The sequence below is a fragment of the Halogranum amylolyticum genome, assembly GCF_900110465.1.
In the GTDB taxonomy this organism is placed as follows: Archaea; Halobacteriota; Halobacteria; order Halobacteriales; family Haloferacaceae; genus Halogranum; species Halogranum amylolyticum.
In genome coordinates this window covers 163,026-172,475 of record NZ_FODV01000003.1, presented here as the reverse complement: position 1 = coordinate 172,475, position 9,450 = coordinate 163,026, and the positions used below count along the sequence as shown (strand labels likewise).

Here is a 9,450-nt window from a genome sequence, read left to right as displayed (position 1 = left end):
CCCCACGCCTCGACGACTGCACTCCGTCGGAGGCGACTCCCCGTCTCGACCGTGCCGTCGGTCTGCGACCACCCCTCGCTCGGGGCGGGCGGCGTGTCCTTCCCATCGCTCCCCGCTGCGTTAGGCCCTCCAGCGTACCCGACCGTTCCACGAGCACGGCGACGGCCTCGCGACCTGCGCGCACACCTCACTCTCTCCGCGCTCACTCCCGCTTTCGGATCGTGAACTCTTCGAACACGTCGCCGTCGGGCGTGCAGAGTCGTCCCCGGAGGCCGCCCGTCGTCTCCTCCAGTTCGGCGTGTGCCGCCCGGTAGCCGCGTGGCTGTGCGTGACTCCCGGGGTTCAACAGCGCGAGGGGTCCCGTCGCGTCGAACGTCGGACGGTGGCTGTGGCCGAAGACGACCGCGTCGGCGTCGCGCTCGCGCCCGAACAGCGTCAGCGCCGTCGCCCCACCGTTGCGGGTGTGGGTGACAGCGAAGCGAACGCCGCCGTACTCGACGGTTCTGGCCTCGGGGATCCGACCGCGGATCCCGTGGTCGTCGTTGTTGCCGGAGACGGCTCGGAGCGTGTCGGCCTCGTCGTAGAACGCGTCCAACACCGACTCCGTCATGAAGTCGCCGGCGTGGACGACGAGCTCCGCCTCGCGGACGGCCTCCAGCGTCCGACCGGTGAGTCGGTGACCCGCGGTGCTGTGCGTGTCGGAGACGACGGTGAGCATACGTCACGTTCGGCCGGGAGGTACAGAAACCTGCCGTCGTATCGGCCGACGGCGACCCGATTCGAGCGAGACGGGCGGAATCGTTAACCGGCCCCCTCGTGAACCAGACGTTCATGGCTGGTAGCAAGTCGGTCGTCATCGCGGCGCTCATCGCAAACGGGGCGATTGCGGTGTTGAAGTTCTTCGCGTTCCTTCTGACCGGCAGTCCTTCGATGCTCTCGGAGACGTATCACTCGATCTCGGACACAGGCAATCAGGTGTTTCTCCTCGTCGGCATCCGTTACAGCGGGCGGGAACCGGACCGCTCGCACCCGTTCGGCTACGGGAAGGCGCAGTTCTTCTACAGCTTCCTCGTCTCCGTCTTGCTGTTCGGTATCGCTGGCTGGGAGTCACTCAAGCACGGCTACGAGAAACTGGTCCACGGCGGTCACACCGGACCGACGGACCAGGCGGTCGAGTTCCTCGGCTTCAGCTTCGATCCGAACCTCCCGTTCGATCCCATCTGGGTCAGCGTCGCCGTCCTGCTCGGTGCCATCGCCTTCGAGACCTACGCGTTCGTGAAGGCGAACGCCGAACTCCAGCGGCAGATCGGCGAGTACGGCTGGTCGGGCATCCCCGAGGCGTTCCGCAAGACGAGCGACGTGACGACGCTCACCGCGTTCACCGAGGACGCAATCGCCCTCGGCGGGGCAGCGATCGCACTCGTCGGCATCCTCCTCTCACGGTTCCTCGGCAACCCGGCGTACGACGCGGCGGCCGCGATGCTCATCGGGCTCCTGCTGATGGGGTTCGCGCTGGCGCTGGCGTGGGAGAACAAGCGACTCATCCTCGGCGAGAGCTTCGCCGCCGACGCCGAAACCGAACTCCGTGAGGTCATCCGCGACCACCCCGGCGTCGTCCACGTCGACGGGTTCCGGACGATGTTCATCGGACCGGGAAAGGCGCTCGTCGCCGCCGACGTCAGTTTCGACAAGGAGCTCCTCACCGGCGACATCGGCGAGGACATCAAGCAGATCGAGAAGAAACTCAAACAGACCGATAGCCGGGTGAAGACGATCTACATCGAACCGGAGCTGTGAGACGTTCGAGGAGCCTTTAGAGACGACTTTCGGCGTGTTCGTCGACAGACACTACTCGTCCAGCGCCAGCGACGCCAACAGCGCCTCCAACTGCACCTGCTCGTTCGCGCCTTCCGTGATCCGGTAGTCAGCCTCGCCGATTCGCTCCATCAGGCGGACCGTCGCCCGCTGGTCGATGTCGAACTCCCAGACGCTGCGGTGGAGTTGGTCGATGATGTCGCCGCCGGCCATTCCCGTATCGGTGAGGAGCGTGTCGAGCGTCGACCGGGCCTGCGCGAAGTCGCCGTCGATGGCCGCGGTGACCATCGACTCGATCTCCTCGGGGCGGGCAGTGCTCGTGATCAGGTAGACGGCCTCCTCGTCGACGACCTCGCCCGTCGTCGCGGCGGCCTGCAGCGAGTTGATCGCGCGGCGCATGTCGCCATCGGCGGCGTAGACCAGTGCGTCGAGCCCCTCGTCGGTGAGCTCGATCCCCTCCTCGTCGGCGATGTTGCGGATCTGTCCCGCCACCGCGTCGTCCGAGAGCGGCGCGAAGCGGAACACCGCACACCGCGACTGGATGGGGTCGATGATCTTCGAGGAGTAGTTACACGAGAGGATGAAGCGCGTGTTGTCCGAGAACTGCTCCATCGTCCGGCGGAGCGCCGACTGGGCGTCCGACGTGAGCGAGTCGGCCTCGTCGAGGAAGATGATCCGATAGTCGTGACCGCCGAACGAGGCGCGCGCGAAGTTCTTGATGCGGTCACGGACGACGTCGATGCCGCGTTCGTCGGAGGCGTTGAGTTCGAGGAAGTTGCCGCGCCAGTCGTCGCCGTAGACCTCGCGGGCGATGGCGGTGGCGCAGGTGGTCTTACCGATGCCTGCGGGTCCGGCGAAGAGGAGGTGGGGGAGGTCGTGCTGGGCGATGTAGCTCTCCAGCCGGTCGACGATGTCCTCCTGCCCGTAGACGTCGTCGAGCGTCTGCGGTCGGTACTTCTCGATCCAGATCTCTCGGCCCGGCGACGAACTCTCGGCCTCGCTCATACCCGTTGTAGGTGCGGGTCTCCTGATAAACTCCCCGAGAGCGAGCGGTCGGCGGGTCGAGGCCGACCCCGGCGAGTCGCCACCGGGGACGGCAACGCTGAAACGCACGCGGCACTGACGGCGGGTATGGACGTCACCGTCGAAGTCGTCGGCGAGGAGCGCCACGAGGTCAGCGTCGACCCGGAGGGGACCTACGCCGATCTCGTGGCCGCGGTCGGACTCAGTCCTCACCAGGTGTCGGTGCTCGTCGACGGCCGCCCCGTCCCCGAGGATCAGCCGGTCGAGACGGACCACGTGAAGGTGCTTCGACTCATCAAAGGTGGACGGTCGGCGCACGAGGACTGATGGGGACGAGCCACGACGCCGACGTCCGACCCGCCACCGGGGGCGACCTCGTCGCGGTCATGCGCCTGCTCGACGCGGCGGTGCTCGAAGCCGACGCAGCAGTCGTGAGCGACCGCATCGACGAGGGCGCCGTCCTCGTCGCCGACGGCGACGGTCGCGTCGTCGGTGCGCTCGTCCTCGACGCCGACGCTGACACCGCTCATGTCGACGCCGTCGCCGTCCAGACGGAACGTCGCGGACGCGGCATCGGGAGCGCGCTCGTCGAAGCCGCCGCCGCGAGCGTCGACGGCGACCTCACGGCCGAGTTCGACGAGCGCGTCCGACCGTTCTACGAGTCGTTGGGGTTCGATGTCTCGGCGGCGGACGAAAACAGCGAAAACAGCGACCGAACGCGGCTCCGTGGCCGACTCAGAGGAAGCCGCTGACCAGTTCGCGGCCGTCTTCCAGCAACGCTTCGACCCGCTCTTCGCTGCTCGCCTCGGCGTAGACGCGCATCGCCGGTTCCGTCCCCGAGGGACGGACGAGTAGCCACGACCCGTCGTCCAAGAGGAGCTTGAACCCGTCGAGTGTGACGACCTTCGCCACCTCACGGCCGGCGACGGAGTCCGGGATCTCGTTCTCCAACTCCGAGAGCACGGCCGACTTCTTCTCGTCGGGACACTCCAGACTGATCTTGTCTGCGACGATGTCGCCGTGTTCGGCGAGCAGACGGTCGACGCGGTCGTCGATCGCCTCCTCGCTCGCCGCTGCGCCGGCGACGAGCGACATCAGGACGCCGTCCTTCTCGCGGATGTGACCGCGGACGGAGAAGCCGCCGGACTCCTCGCCACCCATCAGCGCGTCGTGCTCGCCCATCCCCTGGGCGACCCACTTGAAGCCGACGGGGGTCTCGAACACCTCTTCGCCGTGGTCTTCGGCGATGCGGTCGATGAGGAACGTCGTCGACACGGTGCGGACCGCGGGGCCGCTGTCGGACTCGAGCAGGTAGTCGTAGATGGCGGCGAAGAAGAGGTTCTCGTCGAGGAAGCCGCGGTCGGGGGTAACGAGCGCGAGGCGGTCGGCGTCGCCGTCGTTGGCGACGCCGAAGTCGGCGTCCCGCTCGCGGACCGTCTCGATCAGCTCTCGGAGGTTCTCGGCGCTGGGTTCCGGCGAGGAGCCGCCGAAGGTGGGGTCGCGGTCGGTCCGGAGGGTGACGACCTCGGCGCCGGCGGACTCGAGCAGTTCGTCGGTCACGCCGCGGCCGCTGCCGTGCATCGCGTCGTAGACGACGGTGAGTCCCGAGAGGTCGGCGTCGGCGAGCTCCCGCGCGTGGTCGGCGTGGTCGGCGACGAGGTCGACGCGTTCGACGGACCCTCGTTCGTCCTCCGGGAGGAACTGGGGCTCTCGGAGGTTCGCCTCGATCTGTTCTGTCACTTCGGGCAACGCCGGTGCGCCGTCCTCGGGGATGAACTTCACGCCGTTGTACTCCGGGGGGTTGTGCGAGGCCGTCACCATGAGCGCACCGGCACACTCGCGGGAGACGATCGCCCACGCGGCGACGGGCGTCGGGCAGTCGCGCTCCGGGAGGACCACGTCGAACCCGTTGCCGGCCAGTACCTCTGCGAGGCTCTCGGCGAACCCCTCGGAGGTGTCGCGAGCGTCGTAGCCGACGACGACGGGCTCGTCGTGGCCCTCTTCGTGGAGATAGTCGGCGACGGCTTGGCCGACGATGCGGACGCGATCGTCGGTGAACGTGTCGAGCGTCGCGCGCCAGCCGTCGGTTCCGAAAGAGATCTGGTCCATACCCGTCTCTCCCGCTCTCGTCTCAAAAAACCACTCCCTGCCACGGGTCGCGTCGGGTAGGTTTCGACGCCGATGCGACGAGTTTTACCCCGTCGGTCCCGGAACACGACCGATGACAACCGTCGTCGCAGTCTGTGGCAGCCGTCGCGACGGCAGCCACACCAAGACCGCACTCGAACACGTCCTCGCCGCGGCCGAACGCGCCGGTGCCGACACCGACCTCGTCGACCTCGGCGCGGCCGACCTCCCGCTGTACCACCCCGACGAGGACGCACAGGGTGACTCCGCCGCGCTCGTCCGCCGCGTCCGCGAGGCCGACGGCGTCATCCTCGGCTCGCCGGTCTACCACGGGTCGTACTCCTCGACGCTGAAGAACTTCCACGACTACTGCTCGGGAGACGACTACGAGAGCACCGTCGTCGGGCTGCTCGCCGTCGCCGGCGGCGCCTCCTACGGGGCGACGCTGGAACACATGCGCAGCACCGTCCGGAACGTCCACGGGTGGGTGCTCCCGCAGCAACTGGGCATCCCCCGCGTCTCCAGTCAGTTCGAAGCCGGCGAGTTCGTCGACGACGACCTGCGGGAACGGGCCGAGACGCTCGGTCGACTGGTCGCCAAACACGCCGCCGCGATGGGCGAGCGACAGACGCCGATGGCCGCCTGCGACGACTGACTCGCGGACCGTCACCGACTCTCCCACGCCTGCCGGTCTCACACGGTCGCCGATCCGTCGTCGACCAACCGCTCTTTCTCCCGGCGCGTCAGCTGTTTGATGGCGTACTCGCGACTCATCGCCGTCGACTTCGAGTCGAACGACTCCGTGTAGACGAGATCGACCGGCGTCCGACCACGCGTGTACTTCGCACCCGTCCCGTCGTTGTGTTCGGAGACGCGTCGCTCGACGTCGGTAGTGTAACCGGTGTAGTAACTCCCGTCGTGACACTCGACGATGTAGACGTAGTGCACGGCCGGAAGAGGGGTGTGACGCTCATAAGGCGTCCGGAACCCTCGGCCGCACAGCGGTGGATCGAGTTTGGCTTCGCGTGGTGGTCGTGTACGTTGCGTTACCTGACTCAGTGATTATGCGCGTGCACGCTGTCGAGCGACTTCCGCGATACCCGCGTTCGCCGAGCAGTTTGGACAGGCGAAGACTCGCCCGGTCGCGTCGGCAAACACGCGTGCGAACCGCTCCGATACGTGCGACCCGCAGTGGTCGCAACTTGGCATAGTTGTCCGGCATCCACCGTTGCCGGTGTCCTCGTCTATGAGTCGCATCCCCATAATGGTTCCCTACGCGCGCACACGTGTGCGCGAGAAAGCGGCAATCCGTGCCGGTGTGTCACGGTGTCTGGTGGCAGTCTCGCGCAGAGTGGCGGTCACTCGGAGCGAGCGTCGTCGACCGCGCGGGCGACGAGTCCCGCCTGCGCACCGGCGACGAACCCAGCGCCGATGTTGACCACTGAGAGGATCGTACACGACTGGAGCATCCCATCGAGCGCCGCCTCCCCGTCGCCGCCCGCGCCGTACCCCGTCGGGACAGGGAGTCCGACGACCGGCGTGTCGACGAGTCCCGCGACGACGGTCGGTAGCGCACCCTCGCGGCCGGCCGCGACGACGAGGACGTCCGCCTTCCGAAGCGTCTCGAGGTGATCGAGGACCCGCCCGAGGTGCGCGACGCCGACGTCCTCGACGAACTCGACGGTCGCACCCATCTCGCGAGCGATGACCGCCGCCTCGCCGCCGACGGCGGCGTCGGAGGTGCCGCCGGTGACGATGCCGACCGTGGCGTCGAGCGCCGGCGGATCGAACGCCTCTCCGTGGACGGTGACGGTCTTCGCCCGATGGTCGTGGTCGACCGTCGTCGGGGTGTCGCCGAACTCGTCGGAGATCGCGGCGACGATGTCGGCGTCGACCCGCGTGACGACCGCTCGTCCCGTCGTCTCGACTGCCGTCGCGGCGAGGTCCGCGACCTCGGTCGGCGTCTTCTCGTCGGCGAGGATCGCCTCGGGGACGCCGCGACGCTGTTCGCGGGCGGCGTCGAACCGCCCGGCGTCTGTCGTCGCGTAGCCGCGTAATTGTACCTCCGCCTCGGCGGGTGAGAGGTCGCCGGCGGCGACCCGGTCCAGTATCTCGCGCATGGACATCTCTCGCTCCCGCGGCTACTCGTAGATGTCGTTTACGTCCGTCGCCGTCCCGACAGGGCGTCGACGACGAGACTCCACTATCGTTTCCGATACATCACCGACGCGAAACGACCGCCGACAGCGCCTTTCTCGGTAGAGTGGGCCTTCAGAACGGCCGCACATATATATTCGTTGGCTGTAAAAGGCCATATTGGACTGGCAGAGCGTCTGACGGTGCGATTCAGGAAATCTTATTAATAAGGCCCCGGTAGACGAGGCTGCATGGCAGACCTCATTGTCAAAGCAGCAGTCAAGGAGTACCTCGACGACAAGAACGTTGCGTCCGACTTCTACGACGCACTCGACGAGGAAGTCAAGGAACTGCTCGAGGACGCTGCACGTCGCGCAGAAGAGAACGACCGCAAGACGGTCCAGCCGCGCGACCTGTAAACTCGGCTTCCGACACTTCTCCCTTTATTCGACCGCCGAGCGACGGCTACGGCAGTTCGCGGACGGTGACGCCGTCGTCGGTGCCGACGTGAACCTCGTCGGCGACGCCGACGAACAGGCCGTGTTCGACGACGCCCGGCGTCTCCGAGAGCGTCGCTGCGAGCGCCGACGGCGCGTCGATGGGCCCGAACTCGCAGTCGAGCACGAGGTTGCCGTTGTCGGTGACGACGGGGCCGTCCTTGCGCTCGGCGCTCCGGAGCGTCGGGTCGCCACCCGCAGACCGGACGGCGGCGGCGACCGTCTCGCGAGCCGCGGGCAGCACCTCGACCGGGACGGCACGGTCGAGTCGGTCGGCCTCCTTCGAGGGGTCGGCGACGACGACGAACCGGTCGGCCGCGACGTCGACGATCTTCTCCCGTGCGTGCGCTGCGCCGCCGCCCTTGACGAGGTCGCCGTCGGCGATCTGGTCTGCGCCGTCGATGGCGAGGTCGATGCCGTTCACCTCGTCGAGGTCGGAAAGCGGAATCCCGGCCTCGCGGGCGAGCTCTCGCGAGGCGAAGGAGGTCGCCACACCGCGGACGTCGAGGCCGCTGTCGACGGCCCGCCCGACGGCCCGGATGGCGTGGGCGGCGGTGCTCCCCGTCCCGAGGCCGACGACCATCCCGTCGGTCACGAGGTCGGCGGCGCTCTCCCCGGCGTTGCGCTTCGCGGCGTCACTCCCGCCTGTCGTCTTCATACTCGTGTCTCCCCGTCGGAGGGCAAAAACCGCCCGGTGCCGGACGCTGCGGTCGCGACCTCGTGTCGAGCGTCGGCGTCGCGTCACCGACGACACCACCTGTCGCTCCCGACAGCGCGTGTCGTTTTGGGGGTGAAGGGCGAACGCTCGGTATGGTCCCTCCGCTGTCGGCCCTCTCGCATCTCGCCGTCCGTTGGCTCCACGTCTTCGGGATGGCGGTGACGGTAGGCGGTGCACTCTTCGCGTGGTCACTCCTCCGAGACGACACTCCGTCGACGACGGCGCTCGTCGTCGCGACGGCCTACGAACGGCTGTTCTGGGGGGCGATGGGACTGCTCGTGATGACGGGCGTCGGCAACCTCGGCGCGCTCACGCCGTCGGTTCCGGGCGGGACGTGGGGGACGGCGCTGTCGGCGAAGCTCCTCCTCGTCGCACTGTTGCTCCTCGGATCGCTCGTCCGTAGCCTGCTCGTCGTCGACGCCCGTCGTCGGCCGGACGCCGAGACTGTCGGAACCGCCGCGCTGCGGGTCGGCTACGCCGCGACGGCGCTCGTGCTCGGGGTGGTCGTCGTCTTCGCGGAGGTGCTCGCGCATGGCTGAGACGTCGACGCGCTCGCCCGTCGGGTCGCTCGACGACTCCGACTCGGCCGACGAACTCGAGTCGGTCGACGACCACAGTCCCCCGGTCGACGATCCGGACCCGTTGCTCGTCTGGTGTCTCGCGGCGTACCACACGGCGCTCTTCACGCTCGTCCCCGTCGTCGGTCTCCACTGGACGGGGGCGCTCGGCGACCTCCTCGGCGGCCTCTCGACGACCGTCGGTCTCGCGCTCTATCTCCTCCTCTGGGCGACGACGTGGTGGACGAACCGACGACTGCTCGCGACGACACCGTTCGAGCCCTCGGCGTGGCGAGAGATACTGACGGGCGGAGTGAAGTGGGGCGGCGTGACGGGGAGCTGTTTCCTCCTCGAACTCGTCGTCGTCGCCGTCGTGCAGGTCGCTATCGACGGTGGCCTCGGGGTCCCGGACGTCGCGTCGGTGCTCCCGCTGCTGTTGTTTCTCGCACTCGGCGCGGCGACCGCGTTCGTCGTCGGCGGACTCGTCGGAGTGGTGCAGGCCGTCCTTGACCTCCTCGCTCTCGGCGTCGCCGACGCGATGACGACCGCGGAGTCACGCGACTGAGTCCCCGACTCG

Annotated in this window: 14 protein-coding genes; 7 read left to right on the top strand and 7 right to left on the bottom strand. The window is 68.1% G+C overall.

Annotated elements, in window-relative coordinates:
• Nucleotides 1-202 precede the first annotated feature (202 nt).
• Entirely contained in the window at nucleotides 203-718 is a 516-nt protein-coding gene (locus BSG17_RS06855; RefSeq protein WP_089822372.1) for a metallophosphoesterase, read from the bottom strand.
• 113 nt (nucleotides 719-831) lie between these two features.
• Between BSG17_RS06855 and BSG17_RS06850 the strand changes: the two genes are divergently transcribed.
• A complete protein-coding gene (locus tag BSG17_RS06850; protein ID WP_089823021.1) occupies nucleotides 832-1,797 on the top strand; it encodes a cation diffusion facilitator family transporter in 966 nt (321 codons plus the stop codon).
• Between the two features lie 51 nt (nucleotides 1,798-1,848).
• On the opposite strand, the gene BSG17_RS06845 is transcribed toward BSG17_RS06850, so the two are convergent.
• A complete protein-coding gene (locus tag BSG17_RS06845; protein ID WP_089823020.1) occupies nucleotides 1,849-2,820 on the bottom strand; it encodes a replication factor C small subunit in 972 nt (323 codons plus the stop codon).
• Between the two features lie 126 nt (nucleotides 2,821-2,946).
• Here BSG17_RS06845 and samp2 point away from each other — a divergent pair, with 126 nt between their 5' ends.
• Both samp2 and BSG17_RS06835 read left to right on the top strand, forming a co-directional pair.
• Nucleotides 2,947-3,165: a ubiquitin-like small modifier protein SAMP2 gene (gene samp2, locus BSG17_RS06840; protein WP_089822370.1), complete on the top strand. Its 219-nt coding sequence runs from the start codon at nucleotides 2,947-2,949 to the stop codon at nucleotides 3,163-3,165.
• Nucleotides 3,165-3,590, top strand: coding sequence for a GNAT family N-acetyltransferase (locus BSG17_RS06835; RefSeq protein WP_089822367.1), 426 nt, complete (start codon nucleotides 3,165-3,167; stop codon nucleotides 3,588-3,590). The genes samp2 and BSG17_RS06835 overlap by 1 nt, the downstream gene beginning before the upstream one ends.
• On the opposite strand, the gene BSG17_RS06830 is transcribed toward BSG17_RS06835, so the two are convergent.
• Nucleotides 3,574-4,947, bottom strand: coding sequence for a phosphoglucomutase/phosphomannomutase family protein (locus BSG17_RS06830; protein ID WP_089822365.1), 1,374 nt, complete (start codon nucleotides 4,945-4,947; stop codon nucleotides 3,574-3,576). The two genes, BSG17_RS06835 and BSG17_RS06830, sit on opposite strands and share 17 nt — an antisense overlap.
• 112 nt (nucleotides 4,948-5,059) lie before the next feature.
• Here BSG17_RS06830 and BSG17_RS06825 point away from each other — a divergent pair, with 112 nt between their 5' ends.
• Entirely contained in the window at nucleotides 5,060-5,620 is a 561-nt protein-coding gene (locus BSG17_RS06825; RefSeq protein ID WP_089822363.1) for an NADPH-dependent FMN reductase, read from the top strand.
• A 38-nt stretch (nucleotides 5,621-5,658) separates the two neighbouring features.
• Here BSG17_RS06825 and BSG17_RS06820 read toward each other — a convergent pair whose 3' ends face one another.
• The 3 genes from BSG17_RS06820 to larB all read right to left on the bottom strand — a co-directional run bounded on the left by BSG17_RS06820 (nucleotide 5,659) and on the right by larB (nucleotide 7,085).
• Nucleotides 5,659-5,913: a GIY-YIG nuclease family protein gene (locus BSG17_RS06820; protein ID WP_089822361.1), complete on the bottom strand. Its 255-nt coding sequence runs from the start codon at nucleotides 5,911-5,913 to the stop codon at nucleotides 5,659-5,661.
• Nucleotides 5,914-6,027: 114 nt separating this feature from the next.
• Nucleotides 6,028-6,174 carry a DUF7563 family protein gene (locus BSG17_RS28910; RefSeq protein WP_009366865.1) on the bottom strand — a complete coding sequence of 49 codons (147 nt, stop codon included), beginning with the start codon at nucleotides 6,172-6,174 and terminating at the stop codon, nucleotides 6,028-6,030.
• A 149-nt stretch (nucleotides 6,175-6,323) separates the two neighbouring features.
• Entirely contained in the window at nucleotides 6,324-7,085 is a 762-nt protein-coding gene (larB, locus tag BSG17_RS06815) for a nickel pincer cofactor biosynthesis protein LarB (RefSeq protein ID WP_089822359.1), read from the bottom strand.
• Between the two features lie 267 nt (nucleotides 7,086-7,352).
• Between larB and BSG17_RS06810 the strand changes: the two genes are divergently transcribed.
• Nucleotides 7,353-7,520 (top strand): DUF1931 family protein, encoded by a 168-nt coding sequence (locus BSG17_RS06810; RefSeq protein WP_089822357.1) that lies wholly within the window; start codon nucleotides 7,353-7,355, stop codon nucleotides 7,518-7,520.
• Between the two features lie 46 nt (nucleotides 7,521-7,566).
• Here BSG17_RS06810 and rpiA read toward each other — a convergent pair whose 3' ends face one another.
• Nucleotides 7,567-8,256 carry a ribose-5-phosphate isomerase RpiA gene (gene rpiA, locus BSG17_RS06805; protein ID WP_089822355.1) on the bottom strand — a complete coding sequence of 230 codons (690 nt, stop codon included), beginning with the start codon at nucleotides 8,254-8,256 and terminating at the stop codon, nucleotides 7,567-7,569.
• A gap of 152 nt (nucleotides 8,257-8,408) precedes the next feature.
• On the opposite strand from rpiA, the gene BSG17_RS06800 reads away from it, so the two are divergent.
• Nucleotides 8,409-8,855 carry a CopD family protein gene (locus tag BSG17_RS06800; protein WP_342028332.1) on the top strand — a complete coding sequence of 149 codons (447 nt, stop codon included), beginning with the start codon at nucleotides 8,409-8,411 and terminating at the stop codon, nucleotides 8,853-8,855.
• Entirely contained in the window at nucleotides 8,848-9,438 is a 591-nt protein-coding gene (locus BSG17_RS06795; RefSeq protein WP_089822352.1) for a DUF7965 family protein, read from the top strand. The genes BSG17_RS06800 and BSG17_RS06795 overlap by 8 nt, the downstream gene beginning before the upstream one ends.
• The last annotated feature ends 12 nt before the right edge of the window (nucleotides 9,439-9,450 follow it).

Excerpts from the sequence above, each read along its gene's own strand:
- BSG17_RS06855 (WP_089822372.1), bottom strand. The coding sequence starts at position 718 with ATGCTCACCGTCGTCTCCGACACGCACAGCACCGCGGGTCACCGACTC.
- BSG17_RS06850 (WP_089823021.1), top strand. The coding sequence starts at position 832 with ATGGCTGGTAGCAAGTCGGTCGTCATCGCGGCGCTCATCGCAAACGGG.
- BSG17_RS06845 (WP_089823020.1), bottom strand. The coding sequence starts at position 2,820 with ATGAGCGAGGCCGAGAGTTCGTCGCCGGGCCGAGAGATCTGGATCGAG.
- samp2 (WP_089822370.1), top strand. The coding sequence starts at position 2,947 with ATGGACGTCACCGTCGAAGTCGTCGGCGAGGAGCGCCACGAGGTCAGC.
- BSG17_RS06835 (WP_089822367.1), top strand. The coding sequence starts at position 3,165 with ATGGGGACGAGCCACGACGCCGACGTCCGACCCGCCACCGGGGGCGAC.
- BSG17_RS06830 (WP_089822365.1), bottom strand. The coding sequence starts at position 4,947 with ATGGACCAGATCTCTTTCGGAACCGACGGCTGGCGCGCGACGCTCGAC.
- BSG17_RS06825 (WP_089822363.1), top strand. The coding sequence starts at position 5,060 with ATGACAACCGTCGTCGCAGTCTGTGGCAGCCGTCGCGACGGCAGCCAC.
- BSG17_RS28910 (WP_009366865.1), bottom strand. The coding sequence starts at position 6,174 with ATGCCAAGTTGCGACCACTGCGGGTCGCACGTATCGGAGCGGTTCGCA.
- larB (WP_089822359.1), bottom strand. The coding sequence starts at position 7,085 with ATGCGCGAGATACTGGACCGGGTCGCCGCCGGCGACCTCTCACCCGCC.
- BSG17_RS06810 (WP_089822357.1), top strand. The coding sequence starts at position 7,353 with ATGGCAGACCTCATTGTCAAAGCAGCAGTCAAGGAGTACCTCGACGAC.
- rpiA (WP_089822355.1), bottom strand. The coding sequence starts at position 8,256 with ATGAAGACGACAGGCGGGAGTGACGCCGCGAAGCGCAACGCCGGGGAG.
- BSG17_RS06800 (WP_342028332.1), top strand. The coding sequence starts at position 8,409 with ATGGTCCCTCCGCTGTCGGCCCTCTCGCATCTCGCCGTCCGTTGGCTC.
- BSG17_RS06795 (WP_089822352.1), top strand. The coding sequence starts at position 8,848 with ATGGCTGAGACGTCGACGCGCTCGCCCGTCGGGTCGCTCGACGACTCC.